We start from the raw sequence: 18760 nt of genomic DNA on the forward strand, positions 1-18760 counted from the left end.
GAGCAGTTAGATCAAAATTTATTTCAAAATATTAATCAGCCAGCGGCTAAATTCATGAAATATGCCTAGAGCCATAATAGATGCTAGATAAATACCAACAAACCATAATATCTGCTTTTTTAGTCCCGGATTAGTAACTGATTTTTTCATTGGTTTTACCTCCAAAGATTTTGTAGGCATATGCAGTATAAAATAGTAATACTGGGATAAGGATAGCAGCTCCTACGAGCATAAATAGTAACGCCCCGTCATCCGCCTTTGCTTGCATAAATGTAATCTGATTTGGTACCAGATAAGGTAAATTACTGGTTACAAGTGCCAGATATGCCAAGATAAAGATTATTATCAGACTAGCAAAAGGAAGATTTTCAAATCTATTTTTGATTGCAAGTGCATGGATAGCAAATAAGAACGCCATAATTATCAAAAATACTAAAATAAAAGCAGAGTGTTGCAAATCAAACCAGTAACGCATTTGTAGCCTACTTGATTGCGGTGAATAAACACCAACAATAATAACCGCAAGCATTAATAACCATTGTAGTTTAGCAGAAATTTTATAGAATTTTGTTTGTAGGCTTCCGCTAGTTTTTTTGATTAGCCTTGCCGAACCTAATAGTCCGTAAGCAATTATTAATGCAAGCGCACAAAATAAACCAAACCCACTAAACCATTGTTTACGAATAGCCTCACCAGTTGCTGGATTAAACTGAAATCCAGATACAAAGCTACCAATAACTAGACCTTGGGCAATAACTGCCATTAATGATCCGCCAAATAAACACCAATCCCATAAGCGTCTAGTTTCATGTGCCTTTAGTCTAAATTCAAAGGCTATTCCTCGTAGGAGTAAGCCAAAAATTAAAAGCATTAAAGGAATATACCAGATTGGAAATAAGGTACTAAATGCGAGTGGGAATGCTCCATACAGTGCTGCACCAGCAAAAACTAGCCAAGTTTCATTTCCATCCCAGACTGGTAATACTGTAGTTACCATTATGTCTCGTTCTGAATCTTCTTTGATAAGTGGGAAGAGTAGTCCAACACCAAGAGTGAAACCATCAAGAAGAATATACATGATTATTATAAAAGCAATTATTAATAGCCAAGTTAATGCGAGTTCCATTATTTATCTCCTTCTTGAGGTTGAGCACCGCGTAGAAAATAGAATGGTTCTACCGAGTCAAAATCTGCCGGACCTTTTTTGATGGTTTTATTTAAGAAATGAAAATAAAATACCCCAAAGATTATTCCATAAACAATTATGATTAAAGCCAAGGAAACTAATACATCATGCATTGAAACATTTGAAACAGCATCATTTACCCTAATTAAGCCATATACTGCCCAAGGTTGACGACCAACTTCTGCTGTAAACCAGCCAGTAATAATCGCAATAAATCCTGTTGGTGCCATGTATTTACTAGCTTGGAGCATGAGACGGGATTGGAATAACTTGCCACGCAATAATAACCATATAGCTACAATGGCATAAGTAAACATTAGTAAGCCAATTCCCACCATGATTCTAAATGCGTAAAAAACGATCCATGCTTCGGGCTGATCTTCTTGTGGTACCGATTTTAGCCCCTGTAATTCACCATCTAATTTATGGGTGTTGATAAGGGCTGCACCGTATGGAATACCAACCTCAAATAAATTACGCTGTTCTGCATTTGAAGGCCAAGCTACGATTAATAATGGAGCACCTTTTTGAGTATCCCAAATTCCCTCGATTGCCGCTGTTTTTATTGGCTGTGCTTCATGAACCTTAATTCCAGATTCATCGCCTATATATATCTGTATTGGGATAATGATCATCACTACAATTATTGCTGAACTTAAACATTTCTTGGCAAAATCAACAAACTGATTATTCAGAAGGTAATAAGCACTTACACTTATAATTACAAATGAAGTTGCTAGATAAGCCGCTAACATCATATGAATAAAGCGGGGTAGAGTATAAGGATTAAAAACTACGGCTAGCCAGTCAGTAGTTATAAATTTTCCATCAATAATTTGATAGCCAACTGGATGCTGCATCCATGAATTAGCAGACATAATCCAATAAGCTGAAATTGTGGTCCCGATTGTAACTAGAATGGTTGCTAAATAATGTAATTTGGGACCAACTTTATTCCAGCCAAATAACATAATACCAATAAAACCAGCTTCAATAAAAAATGCGCTTAAAACTTCATAGACAAAAAGCGGTCCTAAGACTGAACCAATTTGTTTGGTAAAGCCAGCCCAGTTCGTCCCTAGCTGAAATTCCATTACGATTCCCGAGACTACGCCCATCCCAAAGGTAAGTGCAAAGACTTTAGTCCAGAATCTAATTGCCTGATAGTAAAGTGGGTTTTTGGTATATAACCATAGTCCTTCCATTACTGTCAGGAACATGGCCAGTCCAATTGAAAATGCGGGGAATATGATGTGGAAGCTTACTGTAAAAGCAAACTGTATTCTTGATAGTTCTAGTGCCGTAAACATTCTTAATCTTCTTATAAATAAAGTTTCATTCGCTAATCGTAAAAAATTTTAGCTAATGTTTGCTAGTTTTACTTTATGCAGTTGCTGTGTAGAGAGTGCTATTCGATATTATGATTATCTAACTAATGTATGATTGTAAAACTAGCAATAATAACGCTAGCAATATTATACAACACCCTAGAAATGTTCTAGTCTTAAAGGTTTATCTTTCCCAAGAATCTAATCCTGCTTTTCCATGTATAGGGTTAATTCACCAACAGTAATGCCGTATTTTTTAAAATAATTACGATTAATTAGGTGTTTATCATCAATGAGGAACATCCAGTCATCAAAATCAAGCCGATAGGTGCTATCATCAACCTTGACATCCATAACGTATTTCCAGTTCATACTATTGCCAGCTATTTGGATATCTGCCTTACCAATTACATCAGCCGTAGTTGCCTCATATTGACTTTCTGAGATTTTACTAAATAGCCACTCTCTACTTTCGACTTTGCCATTGGTATAGACAATTTTCTCGTCAAAAACCCCCTTATCACCATTCCAAAATGCCCGTCCACTAAAGTTAAATCTTCTGGTTACATTCCCTGATTTATCCTGAACTATTCCATAACCTTTTATGTTTCCATTAAGATACGACTGTAAGTCAAGTTTTGGCGTGGTATCACGATAGTCATTAATATCCATTCCTGAGCAGCCAATAATGCCAATAGCAAGTATGGCTAAAATCAATTTACGCATTTATCTCTCCATTTTGTCATTAGATGCGAGTCCCAAAAGTTTGCTCCTTAGCTTCTTATCGCTAGAGTCAGGTCCAAGCCAGATACCAAAAAAATGTTTGGCAAAGTCTTTTCCTTCGATTACGCCAAGGAGCTTCCAGCTACTATCAAAAAATAGTGTTTGCTGTTTACTTGTGTAAATCCCAGTAAGAACACTTCCTTTACTTACATTTGGAATAATTTTATTTAATTCTTGTTGCCACTGGTTTAATTCAGTTTCGCTAACTTTATTTGATTGATGATTGATTTCTTCAATTGTTTTTTTAACGATCGCTTCACCCTTCAGATCTCTTTCGTATTTGAGTTGCAAGGCATAGGGTTGATTAAAGTCAAACTTACCTTCCGGTGCATAGGTTGTGGCAGTAAATATTTTCATGAATAGAAATTTATAATCACCACTACCAACTTCTTTTGGATTAGTTATAAAATTATCCAGATTTTCTGATACTGCAAAAATCTTATAGCTAGCAAAAAGAAGATAACTAATTATGAGGGTATATTTAGCTACTACTCGTAACATGACTAATTTCCATTTGAACTACATTAATTCTTTGTGAACTAAATCCAGCAATACAGGCACATAAATAAAACTCCCATAGCCGGGTAAAATTATCATTAAATCCGATATTTCTAACTTCATTAATCTTTGACTTAAATTTATCAAGCCAGATTTTTAGTGTCAAGGCATAGTCACTGCCAAAGCGGAATGTTTCATCACATTTAAGACCAACATTATGAAGTTCTTTGTGCAGTTTTTCTTCCGAAGGTAGCATTCCACCTGGGAAGATGTATGTGCGGATCATATCGGCATTTTTAGCGTATTGATCAAAAAACTTATCTTCTATGGTGATAGTCTGTAACAAAATTTTACCACCCGGTTTTAGCAGATTTTTTAGTTTTTTAAAATAAATTGGCCAATATTTTTTACCAACGGCTTCAAGCATTTCTATTGATACGATGTAATCATAATTTCCTTGTTGATAGCGATAATCTTCAAGTGCAATTTCAGCCTTGGTATTTTCAAGGCGTTTTTGTGCATAGTTTGCTTGTTCTTGAGATAATGTGATGCCTTTGATAGTATGATTTCTAGCAACTGCTCGTTCCGCAAATCCACCCCAGCCACACCCGACTTCAAGGATTTTGGCAGACGGTTCCTTAATTTTATCAAGTAAGCGATCATATTTTTGGTACTGAGCAGTTGTAATATCTTCCTGCTCTGATTTGAAGATCGCTGCCGAATATGTCATACTTGGATCAAGCCATAGTTGATAGAAATTATTGCCAAGATCATAATGTGCTTGGATATTTCGGCGACTTCCTTTTAACGTGTTACGCTTGGTAAGATAAAGTAATTTCGAAAGTAGCTTAAAAAATGAGTTACCGTAAGCGTAATTTTCAAAGAAGCTTTCATTTTGTAAACCAAAACTGATCAAGTTTAATAAATCAGTGGTTTCAAAATAACCATCCCGATAATCCGCCGCAAAGCCAACATCGCCTTTTATCACCAAATTAGCTACTACTCGCCAGTCATGAAGTACGATATCTGCCTTATAACCATCATTAGCCCCTTTTGCTGTTATAACATCACCTTCAGGGGTAGTAATTGTAATTTGCCCATGATGGATTTTATCCAATAACTTAACTAACCTAGTTCGAACAAGCCTATCAAACATACTTACCTTATTTAAATAGTTATTAGACCTTTTTCCTAACCTGCTTCTTTAACTCTTATCCGTTGTCATAAAGACTTTTACGATACTCATGTACTACGTGTGCATTCCGTTTCTCAAAGTCTTTATTCCTAGTCTAAGAGCTAAATAATGGGTTATGAAAGAGGTCTATTGTTTATTTCGGATGAGGAATAAATGGTATCTTTTTGATAAACCACAACCGAAAAGCTTCAAAATATATCCCTGCGATAATCTTATAAACGTTTAGCGGAGATCTGAAAACTCTTTTATAAAAATTATTTTCCTTAGCGTTAATAAGCTTTCCACTAAATCCGGCACTAAAAACTTTACGTTCGTTTTCAAAAGTATCAATCTTAAATGCTAATTTTTCTTCTGTAAAGTCAAAGCTCCAGTGGTATTCCTGATTCATGCCAAAAAACGGTGAGACATGAAATTTTTTCGTGCTAATTATCTGTTTCTGGCTTTTATCAAGTAGATAATAGTAACGCTCATTCCACGGCGTATTTGATACTTCTGCCAGAATATACTTACATTGCTTAATATCATTAACTACTAAGTATAAATTAAGTGGACTAAAATATAAACCTAGGTTACTTAATTGTCCAAGTAAATAAAATTTATCTCCGCTATCAAGAATTGCACCAAGCTCAGTTAGCTTTTTCTTCAGTTTATCAGAAATAGGGTAATTACCCTCATCGCGTAAATACTTTTCTGGTTTAAAACGATATAAAGCTGTTTTATTGGTATTTAAGATCCTTGAATTACCTGCTAAGTCTTCAAATCTATCAATGTCAATGAGCCACATATTTAGCTTATACTGAAACTCATGGATTCTAGGTTCAAATCGTTTATGCCAGACATTACCAATACAAAGCGAGTTAGCCAGCAAATTCTACTCCAAGCTTTTTACATACTTCAATAGCGCTTTTTACACCATCCTCATGAAAGCCATTTGCCCAATATGCACCGCAATAATGTACTTTATCTACCCCTGAGATTTTAGCCCAGTTTTTTTGGGCAATAACTGCTTCTTCTGTATATATCGGGTGCTCGTAATTGAATGTAGCGATAATTTTATCTTTTGCAATCATTTCTGTACTATTTAGGGTTACACAATAAATCTTGTCCGCTCGTAGCCCTTGTAGGATATTCATGTTATAGGTTAGCGTCGCTTGATTATCGCTTTGTCCTGTCATTAGATAATTCCAGCTTGCATGTGCCAGTTTTCTTTTCGGCAGTAATGATTCATCAGTATGTAAAACAACTTCATTTTTTGAATATTTGATAGCGCCTAGAACACTTACTTCTTCCTTCGTTGGGCTAGCTAAAATCTGTAAAGCCTGATTTGAATGACAAGCACAGATTACTTCGGCGAAAGATTTTTTTGTTCCATCGGCAAATACTATTTCTACATTATCTTCATTACGAATAATTTGTTTAACTTCGGCATTAAGGTGAATTTTATCGCTAAATCCGTTAGTTAGTTTGGGGATATAATTTTTCGAGCCACCGCAGATAGTGTACCATTGTGGGCGATTATTTACATCTAGTAAGCCATGGTTATTAAAAAACCTAGCAAAAAATGCAAATGGAAAATCAAGCATTTCTTTTATACCCATAGACCAGATAGCTGAACCCATCGGAAGAACATATCCTTCGACAAACCATTTGCCAAAATTATTCTTAGCAATAAACTCTTTTAGTGTTTCATTTTGAAAGCTGGTGGTTTTTTTTGCTAAACGATTAAATTTTAATATATCATAGATAAGCTTGATAAATTTGGGACTAAGTATATTTTTGCGATCGGCAAAAAGGCTATTTAGGTTATTGCCATTATATTCAAGCCCCCATTGATCATTTCTTACTGAAAAACTCATCTCGGTTGGACGATATTTAATTCCAAGCGTATCAAGAATTTTCTGAAAATTAGGGTAGGTTCTATCATTAAATACAATAAAACCAGTATCAATGGCTAGTTCACCAACATCAATAGTACTGGTATGTCCACCAATATAGTTATTCGCTTCAAAGATCTCAATATCGAAGTCTTTATGTAGAAGATAGCCACATGTTAAACCAGAAATACCGCTACCAATTATCGCTATTTTTTTCTTCATTATGCCTTATTTCTTAAACTTTTGCCCAATTTTACGCCATAGCTTTCTTGGGAATAGACTTAATAGTTTCATTGGAATTGTTAGCCGTAAAGGGAAATGAATTTCAATTTTCTTAGCTGCGATACCTCTAACTATAATTTTTGCTGCTTCATGTGCTTCAAGAACAAATGGCATTGGAAAATCATTTTTATCGGTTAATGGGGTTTTTACAAATCCCGGATTTATTATACTAACGGTGATATTTTCATCAATAAGATCAATAGCCAAGGCTTCTAAAAGATAATTGGCGGCAACTTTACTCGCGCCATAAGCTTCAGCGCGGCTTAATGGTAAATAAGCAGCCATACTCGCTACACCAGCTAAATGAGGTTGTCTTGACTTCCTAAGAAGTGGTAAAACACCTTCAATACTATTGGCAAGAGTAATGACATTTGCATCAAATACACGTTTTATCAGCTGCGCATCAAAGTCCTTACAATCTATATATTCGCAGTTCCCGGCATTTAAAATTGCTAGATCAATATGTCCATGCTTTGCTTCAATAGCTTTAAATATTTCTCTAGTAGCTTCAAGATTCGATAAGTCAACTTGTCTGGTTTCAATCCCAATATTTTCAAGGTTTTTTAATGCTTCTTGATTTCTACCCAGTGCAATGACTTCGTGGTTACCTTGTTTGTAGATTTTTGCCAATTCATGACCTATTCCTGATGTAGCTCCGGTAATTAGAATCTTCATTATTGTCCCAGTCTTTTTTTAATCTGTCTTATTATAGCTCCCAAATATGGAAGTTGCTCATAAAGCATTTCACCCAAATCAAAATAATCGCGGTGATAGACAATTTTTTCATCAAATATGATTTTACTTATCCCGCTAACGATAACAACTTTGCCTTTATTGAGTTTTGGGTGGGTTAGGTGCATATTCCATTCAAGGAATGCTGTTTTATCTGCAACCGTGGTTGAGTTAAAGATGAATTTGCAGCTACCAATATTTGAGTAAAGGTTGCTGAAATAGTTGGTGAGGTTATTTATTCCGTAAATACGGTGTGCCGGATCTTCAAATGATGCATTATCAGCATAGATTTCTTTTAGTAAATGAAGATTATTGGCATTAAGCTGATTAAATACATTCTGAAGCTTATCAATAACTGACATATCTTATCCCTTATCTAACTTGCTTTAATTCTAACGTTATTATATCATAAACATAGTTGACATTTCAACTATGTTTCTGCTGTCTTGACTTCCACATATTCCGGAATAGCTTGATCGCTTTATCGTGCTTCATTAGGACTTCATCTTCAAGCTTATAATTCCATGATGCTTGAGATTCAACGACTTTCTGATCTTGTTTAAGGATGATTTTATTACTTATATTCATTACAAAATCAATAATTGGCTTGATTGGTTTTGCAGTTAAAAAGCCCCTAAAGGTGAAAATATAAATAATACTTTGGTTTTGGCTAACTGGCACGAAGTAGGCGATAATTTTCATCTTATCGCTGATATTAAGTATCCATGAATTAGGGTAAACATAAATGGTAGAAGGAGAAGAATCACCATCTCGCTGATAAGTTATAATAGAACTGTCAGTTTGCTCAAACCTTGGGTTTTGTGGCATAACAAAATTGCGACCTATCGTTGTTTTGTGAACTTCTGCCAGATGCGTATAGTCAAGTTGATTTTCGATACAGCGAGTAATGTAGCTATCCCATTTTTTGCTAAAAAAGCTGTAGTTACCATTAAAGCTATTAAATACATTTTCTAGCGGACTAATATCATCTACGCCACTAGGATTACCAAACATTACCCAGATCATATCGAGAGTAACTCTACTTGGATATTTTTTTACCATTAGCTTAGGAATCGCTTTATTAAATTCAGGGGCGTGAGTGCAGCTACCATCTTTAGAAAATTCAAAGCCATGAAATGGACAGCGGATTTTATTGTCGCAAATTTTGCCTAGGCTTAGTTTGGCAGATCGATGCGGGCAGCGGTCTTCCATTACCACAACTTCGCTAGAATCTTTCCAAATAACTAGCGGAATTCCAAATCGGATACAAGCAAAGGGTTTGCTTTTTGGTAATTCACTAATATGTAAAATGGCGTACCAACCAGAAGGGAAGCCATCAAAGCCTGATAAAGTCACTGATTCACTCATTGCTATCGATTCTTTTGAGAGCTAAATTAGCGTTATTATACGTAAAAAGCTTCAACAAAGCATCTTATTATTAGACTTTTATCATATTAGCCATATTGGATGATAAATTATTCGCTGGTAATGATAGTCCAGTAAATTGGAGTTGGCGATGGGTAGGGGATAAACTATAATATCGCTACTGGAAAGAATCCTTGTTCTACCAGTTCCCTTCAAAATTGCCATTGGTTTTCCAGTGGCATTTTCTTTTCCTTGAGTTAAATGATAATCATTTCCGAGTATATATGTAAAACACGTGATAGGCGTTCCCAAAAATGGGAAAGCTATAATATAGTAGATAATTGTAGAATAAAGTATTAGACCTCTTTTCTAACCTGCTTCTTTAACTCTTATCCGTTGTCATAAAGACTTTTACGATACTCGTGTACTACGTGTACATTCCGTTTCTCAAAGGCTTTATTCCTAGTCTAAGAGCTAAATAATGGGTTATGAAAGAGGTCTATTGTTGTTTTCAACATCTTCCCTTTCTTACTTTGTCACATGGCAAAGTTTTCCTACCGTTGTTATCCACGGCAGTTTTTTTATTCCATTTTTAGATCATCATTTTCATGTAGTAGATTAAGTACCTAATAAAATAAGCTATTCTGGTATAATATATTATAGAAATATTACAATTCAATTTTGCAATGAAGAAAAGCGAAAATATTACATTTATTGATTTATTTGCCGGAGCTGGTGGACTTTCTGAAGGGTTCATTCAGGCTGGCTACACACCAATTGCTCATGTGGAAATAGATTCTGCAGCATGTAAGACATTAAAAACAAGATCGTGTTATTACTATTTGCGTGAAAACCACAGATATGATGTATATTTAGACTATCTTTCTGGAAAAATAACAAGAGATGAACTATATAACCATCTTCCAGAAAGCGAACATGCTAAGATAATTAATAGTGCAATCAGCACAGAAAATAATGAGCAGATTTTTAGCCAGATTAATAACAGTCTTAATGGTAGGGAAGTTGATTTAATTATTGGTGGTCCGCCGTGCCAAGCTTATTCAGTTGTTGGTCGCTCACGTTCGGCAGATGGCATGCAGAATGACGCTAGGAATTATATGTATCTCGAATATGTTAAATACCTAAATTATTACAGACCCAAGATGTTTGTATTTGAAAATGTACTTGGTTTGCAGTCAGCACAGAATGGTAAATACCTTACTGATATGCAACAGAAATTTCGAAAATCAGGGTATGAAATAGAAGTTTTTAGGTTGAATGCACGTGCTTTTGGTGTGTTGCAAAACCGCGTTCGGCTGATTATTGTTGGCTGTCATATAGATGTTGGGGCAAATATTCCTGATTTAAAACAAATTAATTTTATGACTGATAAAAAATTTCTTGTTGCTGATCTTTTTACTGATCTGCCAGCATTGCAGAATGGTGAGGGTAGTTTCAAGCGTTGTAATTATGCAAAAAACACAATAAATGAGTATTTGGTGGCTTCTGGAATACGCAGCCAAGAAGATGTATTGACTCAGCATGTTACTCGTCCACATAATGATCAGGATCTAGAAATCTACCGTATTGCTATAACCAAGTGGTTAAGTGGTCAGCAACGTCTTGATTATGCAGATTTACCAAAACATCTAAAAACTCATAAAAATGAAACCGCATTTACCGACCGCTTCAAGGTGGTAGGGGCAGATCTTAATGCCTCTCATACCATGGTAGCTCACATATCCAAGGATGGACACTACTATATTCATCCAGATCTTAAGCAGAATCGTTCAATTAGCATAAGGGAAGCAGCTCGGATACAGTCTTTTCCTGATAATTATTATTTTGAAGGTTATAAGAGTAACTTGGGTAGCCGGACTGCCGCATTTCGTCAGATTGGTAATGCGGTACCGCCTTTGATGGCAAAACAGATAGCTGCAAAAATGAAAGAAATGCTATGAATGGAATTATAAATTCAGATAAAGAAAGTGGAACAGTTTTTAAATTTAGACCATTAGCAAAACTTATTCATAGTATTGGAAGTGAGCTGATTGGTAATGCTGCAGCAGCTATTTTTGAACTTGTAAAAAATGGTTATGATGCTGATGCTAATGAGGTTAAAATTGTATTTGAATATAATGACAACGACTCTCTTAAGATTATAATTGAAGATGATGGACATGGTATGAGCTTTGATACCATCACTGGTAAATGGCTTGTACCTGCAACGGATGATAAGTTGGTTCGAAAAATAAGCCCAGATAAGCGGCGTATTATGCAAGGGAGAAAAGGGCTGGGAAGATTTGCAGCGGCATTTCTTGGACAGGAATTGCTTATTGAAAGTTGTACTGAAGCAGAGTACAGCTCTTTTTTCATTGAATGGGACAAATTTACTTCAGAGAAATTCCTTGATGAGGTTGATATTCTGATAGAGCGTAAGGAGTCAAATCGATCACCCGGTACAAGAATCGAGATCGTGGCAATGGAAGATAAATATAAAATTTGGCAGGACAAATCCACGATTGACAAGCTAACGTTTGAATTACAACGTCTAATTTCGCCATTTTCTGATATTGTACAAGGTGAAGGAAATAAAATTGATGAATTTAGCATTAATGTGAGTTTTATTAATTGCCCTGTTTCCGATTATTTTGGTAAGACGATTGAGATAAAGCCAAGTGAAATACTTTCTTACTATGATTATAGGATATTTGGAGTAATTGATAAAGATGGCACCGCAAGTCTAACTTATGAAAATGGTGTTGAGAGAATTACTCAAAGCGAAATAGTAACATTTAAATCTGATTTGCCAAAGTTAGATACTAATTGTGGAAAAATTTATCTGGATCTTAGAGTTTATGATCGTGATACAGAAGCGATTAACAATCTTATTGGTAAAGGATTGGTGAGTTCAGATGGTAGTCCTCTTGGTAAACGTGAGGCAAAAAAATTACTTGACCAAGTTTATGGTGTACACTTATATCGCAATAAATTCAGGATTAGTCCATATGGTGCTGATGGCAATGATTGGCTAGAACTTGATAAGGATAGAATTCAGAATTTTACGCTTCGAGTTAGTAATAATCAGATTGCTGGTTTTGTTACAATTGAAGGTGAGGAAGATTCTAACCTAATTGAAAAAAGTGCTCGGGATGGGCTGAAAGAAAATGAGTCATATGATGTATTGGTGAGTCAAATTAAGAAGGCTCTACATGAACTTGAGATTCGCCGGCTTGCCTATCGTCAAAAAACAAAAAGAGGAAGAAAATCTAAAATTGTAGAAGATGTTAGAGATCTTTTTAGTTTTAGGACTATAGCCGATAATATAGATAAAAAGCTAAAACAATTAAGTATTAATGACTCGGTTATAAAAGAAGTCCGGCAGATGATTGAACTTGAAGCAGTAAATAAAGGTCATCTGTTACAGGATATTGAACAGAAAATAGCTGTTTATCAAGGGCAGGCAACATTGGGTAAGATTACAACAGTTCTTTTGCATGAAGTTAGAAGACCAATACAAGTATTCAATCATGAAGCTAAAGTTATTGATTTCCAGTTAAAGAAATATGATGAAACAAAAAATTTTCAGCATATTGAAAGATTAAAAGAAAGCGGCAATAGGTTTAAAACTCAAACAAATTTTCTTTCCAAAGTTTTTAAAAGGTTTGATCCTTTTGCTTCAAATAAAAGGGGGCCAAAGAAGTTATTCCATGTCAGTAACGTATTTAATGAAATTTATGATTTTTTTGCTTCAATGTTTGAGCAAAATGAAATTGTTTATGAGTTTAACTGCCCGGAGGGGTTAAATATCTATGGATGGGAAATTGACTTATCCATATGTATGACAAATCTTATCGAAAATAGCATATATTGGCTTAATGGTACATTGAATAAAAAAATTTTTATAAATGTAATTGACGGTGATGATGGTCTGGAAATTCATTACCGCGATAATGGACCTGGAATTAAAGATAGTCTGATTGAGAGTTCTGTGATTTTTGAACCTGGATTTAGTACTAAATCAAATGGTATGGGGATTGGTCTTGCTCTAGCTGGCGAAGCTGTATCAAGATTTAACGGAGAGCTGAAGGTATTATCCTCTTCAGAGGGTGCTTATTTTTTATTGGAGGTAAAGAATGGAAATAGTTAGGGTACTTTTAGTGGATGATCAAAGAGAGTTGGCCAGTGAATATAAAGAAGCTGCTGAGATGTTTTGCGATGAGAATCAGCTTGATTGTCAATTAATGGTTACTCAAGAAGTAGATGTCGATTCTGCTATAAAGAGACTTTCTGATTTAAACGAAGTGTTTGACATTGCGATTATAGATCTCACTTTATCCAGAGGAGCGGATAGAGATACCAATAACGGGAATAAAGTAATTGAAATTCTACAAAAGCATACAAGACTGCCGATTATTGTTGCCACATCAACCCCGGGAGAAATTGACTCTAATTATACACAAAGTTGTTTTTTAAAAGTAATTACCAAGGATCAATTCGGGAATAATAATACTCATATCATCGAAACAATATTTAAAATCTATAATACGGGGATTACCAAGATATTAAATAAAAAAGGTAAAATTGAAGAGTGCCTTAATAATTTGTTTTGGAGCCATTTTTCGCGGGTTTTTGAATCTTGGATTGACTGCAAATATGAGCAGTCACCAGAGGAAAAGGAATCATCACTTCTAAGGAGCGTTTTTTTTCATATTAATGAGTATATAGATCAGTCAGTAAAAATATATAATCCCAACGAGTTTTACATCTATCCTCCTGTAAAAAAATACTTGTCTTCTGGAGATATTGTCAGCCATAGTAATTTTTTGTTTATAGTTATGACTCCTGCTTGTAGTATTGAGCCTCGAGAACAAGGTCAAATAAACGCAGAACATATAGTTTTTGCTGGAATTGATTTACTTAGTAAATTCGTTGACGTTTCTTCATTAAATTCTAAAACCGGATCAAATAATAAAAATAGAACAAAGTTGGAAAATTTTTTAAAAAACAAAAAGCAGGAATACTATTTTTTACCAAAATTTCATACAATTGAAGCTAGTTTAATAAATTTTGAAAAAATCTACCATTTATCAACTGAAAGTGTAAATAAATTGCTTGAGAATGGACGCTTGGTACGGGTAGCAACCATTTCAGCGCCTTTTATTAAAGATATTATTGAAAAATATTCAGCTTATTATTCAAGGCAGGGGGCACCTGATTTTGATACAGGTAAGTTATATATGCAACTAACATCACACTAATAAGATTATCGCATATATTAAATTTTTCACATAAAGTCATGATTTCGATATAACTACCAGCGGTAATTCAAAAGTTTTAACCACTAGTGGTCGATAAGCCGTTTCTCAAGTTACTAGTCTTTTTACCAAGTCATAGTTATAACTTTGAGATTTCAAATCTTGATGTAGCCGCATCAATGAGCTATGACTAATACAAAACATTCGGGGAGAGTCTGTCCAACACTCAAGTACTGATGTATTGAACTCCCAGTTCCACTCATAAACTTCAAAAAATTTACAGTTATGAAAGCACAGATACTGATCTATCTTTTATAAACTAAACATAAATATCCACAAAACCCTACCAATTGATTAAAATACTGGTTGATATTTCAACTTATTTGCTAATGCTTTCACTATTAATAGGATGATATGATGAATAATATTGCAGTTATTGGTAGTTCGGGTACGATTGGTGGTGCATTTATCAGAAAACTTAGTGAGCTTTGTCCGGAAGCGCAGATTTCTGGTTTTTCAAGGAATAAGCCAAGTTCTACTATCGCAAATGCAAAATTTTATGAGATTGACTATACTAATGAAGAGTCAATCGCCAATTCAGCAGAGATCGCAGCAGAAAATGCTCCGTTAGATTTAGTAATAGTGGCAACGGGTATCTTACATAATGAGGCATTTATGCCAGAAAAATCAATGAAAGAATTATCAATTGCCAAATTTCAAGAGATTATCTTAGCGAATACTATTTTTCCGGCATTGGTAGCTAAGCATTTTTTACCTAAGCTAGCCAAAGATCGGCGCGCGGTTTTTGCTGCACTATCTGCGCGAGTAGGGAGTATTAGCGATAATCAGCTTGGTGGCTGGTATAGTTATCGTACATCTAAAGCTGCACTAAATATGATAATCAAAAATCTATCAATTGAAATGAAAATGCGTTACAAACAAGCAATCATAGTTGGGCTTCATCCAGGAACTGTTGATAGTCGACTTTCAAAACCATTTCAGGCTAATGTCCCGGCTGGCAAGTTATTTACCGCTGATTATGCCGTAGCAAAAATGCTTGAAGTGATTAATACATTAACTCCTGAAAATAGCGGAAAATGCTATGCTTGGGATGGAGAGGAGATTTTAGCATGATATATAATGGTATCCATGTTAGTGAGATAATTGAAATGGCATGGAGTGATGAGGTATCTTTTGATAGCATTAAGTTAAATACATGCAAGTCGTAAAACTAGACGAGTAAATACTAAAAAACCGATTAAGAAACAGGAATTAGAACAAATGGAGTTGGAGTTATGACAAAATTAAAAGTTATTCACTGGTTTAGACAGGATTTACGCTTAAGTGATAATCCTGCATTATATGAAGCTGCGATTAATGGCGATATACTTCCGGTATATATACTTGATGATATTAATGCTAAGGAGTATAAAATGGGCGGTGCTAGCCGATTTTGGCTACATTATTCGCTAACTTCATTAAATCAAAGCCTTGGTGGCAAATTATCGATTTATTGTGGCGACCCTTCGCAGATTCTTCCAGATTTATGCTCTCGCCATAATATCAGTAAAGTATTTTGGAATCGTTGTTATGAGCCTTGGCGAATAGCCCGTGATAAGCAGATTAAGGAACATTTGAAATCACTAGGCGTAGATGTCGAAAGCCATAACGGATCATTACTCTGGGAGCCATGGACGATTAGCAAAAATGATGGCACACCATATAAGGTATTTACGCCATTTTATCGTAAAGGATGCCTAAGTGCTCCATACCCACGTAATCCACTCAGAGAACCTGATAATGTAAATTTTATCCGTGATGATACGGGCACTCTAGCGATTGATGATTTACAATTATTACCAACTATCGCTTGGGATAAAAAAATGCTTGGTTATTGGGGATTTGGTGAAGCGGCAGCCAAAGATTATCTTATTCGCTTTCTTGAGTCTGGTGTCATTGATTATAAGGAAGGGCGGAATTATCCAGCAAAGAAATTTGTATCTCGGCTTTCCCCATATCTTCATTTTGGTGAAATATCACCAAATCAGGCATGGTATGCGATTAAGCAACTAGGCGATAATATCAATACTGATCATTTCTGTAGTGAACTAGGCTGGCGTGAATTTTCTTATAGTCAGCTATATTATAACCCCGAGTTACCCAAAAAGAATCTGCAAGCTAAGTTTGATGCTTTTCCTTGGCAAGAAAATGATGAGAAGCTCCTAGCGTGGCAAAAAGGGTTAACCGGGATTCCGATGGTTGATGCAGGTATGCGTGAATTATGGGAAACTGGCTATATGCATAATCGGGTTAGAATGATTGTTGGTTCATTTTTGGTAAAAAACTTACTTCTGGATTGGCGACTCGGTGAACGCTGGTTTTGGGATTGTCTTTTAGATGCTGATCTAGCCAATAATAGCGCTAGCTGGCAATGGGTTGCTGGATGTGGAGCAGATGCTGCACCATACTTTAGGATTTTTAATCCGGTCACGCAAGGTGCAAAATTTGATCCAGATGGCGAATATATCCGTCATTATTTACCTGAACTTAAAAATTTACCAACTCGTTATTTATTTAGCCCATGGGAAGCCCCAGCGGCTATACTGGCTAATGCAGGAGTAGAGCTGGGTGTTAATTATCCTAATCCAATAGTTGATCTTTCGCTATCACGAGAAGAGGCGCTAGCAGCATTTGCTTCATTAAAGGGGTAATATGACTGCCTCTTTAAGGTTAATTCTTGGCGATCAATTAAGTCATTCTATTTCGAGTCTTTCTGATTGTGATAAAAGTAATGATATTATTTTTATGGCAGAAGTTTGGGAAGAAGCTAGTTATGTAAAGCATCATAAGAAAAAGATTGCTTTTTTATTTTCTGCGATGCGTCATTTTGCTATTGAATTAGAACAAAAAGGCTATAAGGTGATTTACACCAAGCTAGATGATCCTGATAATGCTGGCTCATTTACTGCAGAAGTTGCAAGGATGCTAAAAAATAATCCGCTAGATAAAATAGTCGTTACTTTTCCTGGCGAATATCGGGTACTTAAAGCTATCGAATCATGGCAAGCAACATTCAATCTTCCGGTTGAAATTCGTGAGGATAGTCGGTTTTTATCTAGTCCAACTAAATTTGCGAATTGGGCACGAGGTCGCACTCAGCTAAGGATGGAATATTTTTATCGTGAGTTACGCCAAGAATTTAAGATATTAATGGATGGCGACAAGCCTGCTGGTGGTGAATGGAATTACGATGCAAATAATCGTAAGCCAATAAAGTCACAAATGGTAATACCGGTTACTTATCAGAGTAAGTCTGATGCTATAACAGAGGAGGTATTATCCTTAGTAGAAAAGCGTTTTGCTAGCCATTTTGGTGATTTATATCCGTTTCATTATGGAGTAACTCGTATCGAAGCAATTGCAGCACTTGAGCTATTTATCGAAGAGCGCTTGTGCTTATTTGGCGACTATCAGGATGCGATGTTAGAGGAGAATGCTTGGTTATTTCATTCTCATTTGAGCCTTTATCTTAATTGTGGCTTACTTCTACCTATGGAATGTATAAAAAAGGCTGAAGAAGCTTACACCTCTGGTAAAGCTCCGCTTAATTCGGTGGAAGGTTTTATCCGTCAGATTATGGGCTGGCGCGAATATGTTCGTGGTGTTTATTGGCTTAAAATGCCGGATTATGCTGAGCGTAATTTTTTCTTGGCTAAAAATAAACTCCCTGATTTTTATTGGACTACTGATACTAAAATGAATTGTTTACGGCAGTGTATCACTGATACCAAGAATAATGCCTATGCTCATCATATTCAGCGCCTGATGGTTCTTGGGAACTTTGCTTTACTTGCCGGAATAGACCCTAAAGATGTCAATGAGTGGTTTTTGATTGTCTATGCCGATGCTTATGAGTGGGTAGAATTACCAAATGTTTCAGGAATGATACTATTTGCCGATGGTGGTTATCTGGCTAGTAAGCCTTATGCAGCAAGTGGTAGCTATATCAATAAAATGTCTAATTATTGCAAAAATTGTAGCTATGATGTTAAACAAAAAAATGGTAGTGACGCCTGTCCGTTTAATTATCTGTACTGGCATTTTCTTGCAAGAAACCGAGATAAGTTAGCTACTAATCCACGACTTGGTATGATCTACCGTACTTATGATCAGATGGATGCTGATAAAAAGGCGCAGATCGAAGAAGATAACCTCAAGTTTATTGCAAATATGTATGTAAATTCTTAGGTGTATTATCG

The 18760-nt window shown here is 35.5% G+C and carries 18 protein-coding genes; 7 read left to right on the top strand and 11 right to left on the bottom strand.

Annotated features, from left to right (window positions below):
* Positions 1 to 18: 18 nt before the first annotated feature.
* The 11 genes from CUN60_RS13295 to CUN60_RS03180 all read right to left on the bottom strand — a co-directional run bounded on the left by CUN60_RS13295 (position 19) and on the right by CUN60_RS03180 (position 9246).
* Entirely contained in the window at positions 19 to 150 is a 132-nt protein-coding gene (locus CUN60_RS13295) for a hypothetical protein (protein WP_279639055.1), read from the bottom strand.
* Positions 131 to 1126 carry a cytochrome d ubiquinol oxidase subunit II gene (gene cydB / locus CUN60_RS03135; RefSeq protein ID WP_102950633.1) on the bottom strand — a complete coding sequence of 332 codons (996 nt, stop codon included), beginning with the start codon at positions 1124 to 1126 and terminating at the stop codon, positions 131 to 133. The genes CUN60_RS13295 and cydB overlap by 20 nt, the downstream gene beginning before the upstream one ends.
* Positions 1126 to 2496, bottom strand: a complete 1371-nt coding sequence (locus CUN60_RS03140) for a cytochrome ubiquinol oxidase subunit I (RefSeq protein WP_102950634.1) — start codon at positions 2494 to 2496, stop codon at positions 1126 to 1128. The genes cydB and CUN60_RS03140 overlap by 1 nt, the downstream gene beginning before the upstream one ends.
* A 219-nt stretch (positions 2497 to 2715) precedes the next feature.
* Positions 2716 to 3240 carry a DUF3833 domain-containing protein gene (locus CUN60_RS03145; protein ID WP_102950635.1) on the bottom strand — a complete coding sequence of 175 codons (525 nt, stop codon included), beginning with the start codon at positions 3238 to 3240 and terminating at the stop codon, positions 2716 to 2718.
* Entirely contained in the window at positions 3241 to 3798 is a 558-nt protein-coding gene (locus CUN60_RS03150; RefSeq protein WP_102950636.1) for a chalcone isomerase family protein, read from the bottom strand.
* A complete protein-coding gene (locus CUN60_RS03155) occupies positions 3779 to 4951 on the bottom strand; it encodes an SAM-dependent methyltransferase (protein ID WP_102950637.1) in 1173 nt (390 codons plus the stop codon). The genes CUN60_RS03150 and CUN60_RS03155 overlap by 20 nt, the downstream gene beginning before the upstream one ends.
* A gap of 172 nt (positions 4952 to 5123) precedes the next feature.
* The gene (locus CUN60_RS03160) at positions 5124 to 5858 is read right to left on the bottom strand and encodes a DUF1365 domain-containing protein (RefSeq protein ID WP_102950638.1); all 735 of its coding nucleotides are present in this window, start codon (positions 5856 to 5858) and stop codon (positions 5124 to 5126) included.
* Positions 5848 to 7086, bottom strand: coding sequence for an NAD(P)/FAD-dependent oxidoreductase (locus CUN60_RS03165; RefSeq protein WP_102950639.1), 1239 nt, complete (start codon positions 7084 to 7086; stop codon positions 5848 to 5850). Before CUN60_RS03165 ends, CUN60_RS03160 begins: the two co-directional genes overlap by 11 nt.
* A gap of 6 nt (positions 7087 to 7092) precedes the next feature.
* Positions 7093 to 7821 (bottom strand): SDR family NAD(P)-dependent oxidoreductase, encoded by a 729-nt coding sequence (locus CUN60_RS03170; protein ID WP_222593290.1) that lies wholly within the window; start codon positions 7819 to 7821, stop codon positions 7093 to 7095.
* Positions 7821 to 8240 carry a nuclear transport factor 2 family protein gene (locus CUN60_RS03175; RefSeq protein WP_102950641.1) on the bottom strand — a complete coding sequence of 140 codons (420 nt, stop codon included), beginning with the start codon at positions 8238 to 8240 and terminating at the stop codon, positions 7821 to 7823. The genes CUN60_RS03170 and CUN60_RS03175 overlap by 1 nt, the downstream gene beginning before the upstream one ends.
* Positions 8241 to 8304: 64 nt before the next feature.
* Positions 8305 to 9246 (bottom strand): aromatic ring-hydroxylating oxygenase subunit alpha, encoded by a 942-nt coding sequence (locus CUN60_RS03180; protein ID WP_102950642.1) that lies wholly within the window; start codon positions 9244 to 9246, stop codon positions 8305 to 8307.
* A gap of 683 nt (positions 9247 to 9929) precedes the next feature.
* On the opposite strand from CUN60_RS03180, the gene CUN60_RS03185 reads away from it, so the two are divergent.
* From CUN60_RS03185 to CUN60_RS03210, 7 genes are all read left to right on the top strand, one after another.
* Positions 9930 to 11204: a DNA cytosine methyltransferase gene (locus CUN60_RS03185; RefSeq protein ID WP_222593291.1), complete on the top strand. Its 1275-nt coding sequence runs from the start codon at positions 9930 to 9932 to the stop codon at positions 11202 to 11204.
* Positions 11201 to 13393, top strand: a complete 2193-nt coding sequence (locus tag CUN60_RS03190) for a sensor histidine kinase (protein WP_102950643.1) — start codon at positions 11201 to 11203, stop codon at positions 13391 to 13393. Before CUN60_RS03185 ends, CUN60_RS03190 begins: the two co-directional genes overlap by 4 nt.
* Positions 13380 to 14504 carry a hypothetical protein gene (locus CUN60_RS03195; RefSeq protein WP_102950644.1) on the top strand — a complete coding sequence of 375 codons (1125 nt, stop codon included), beginning with the start codon at positions 13380 to 13382 and terminating at the stop codon, positions 14502 to 14504. The genes CUN60_RS03190 and CUN60_RS03195 overlap by 14 nt, the downstream gene beginning before the upstream one ends.
* A gap of 411 nt (positions 14505 to 14915) precedes the next feature.
* On the top strand, positions 14916 to 15635 hold the full coding sequence (locus CUN60_RS03200; RefSeq protein WP_102950645.1) for an SDR family NAD(P)-dependent oxidoreductase: 720 nt from the start codon (positions 14916 to 14918) through the stop codon (positions 15633 to 15635).
* Positions 15632 to 15730 (top strand): TIGR03643 family protein, encoded by a 99-nt coding sequence (locus CUN60_RS13060; RefSeq protein ID WP_222593292.1) that lies wholly within the window; start codon positions 15632 to 15634, stop codon positions 15728 to 15730. Before CUN60_RS03200 ends, CUN60_RS13060 begins: the two co-directional genes overlap by 4 nt.
* Positions 15731 to 15796: 66 nt before the next feature.
* Entirely contained in the window at positions 15797 to 17212 is a 1416-nt protein-coding gene (locus CUN60_RS03205) for a cryptochrome/photolyase family protein (RefSeq protein ID WP_102950646.1), read from the top strand.
* 1 nt (position 17213) lies between these two features.
* A complete protein-coding gene (locus CUN60_RS03210) occupies positions 17214 to 18749 on the top strand; it encodes a cryptochrome/photolyase family protein (protein ID WP_102950647.1) in 1536 nt (511 codons plus the stop codon).
* Positions 18750 to 18760 lie beyond the last annotated feature (11 nt).

This window comes from Aquella oligotrophica, from assembly GCF_002892535.1.
In the GTDB taxonomy this organism is placed as follows: domain Bacteria; phylum Pseudomonadota; class Gammaproteobacteria; order Burkholderiales; family UBA11063; genus Aquella; species Aquella oligotrophica.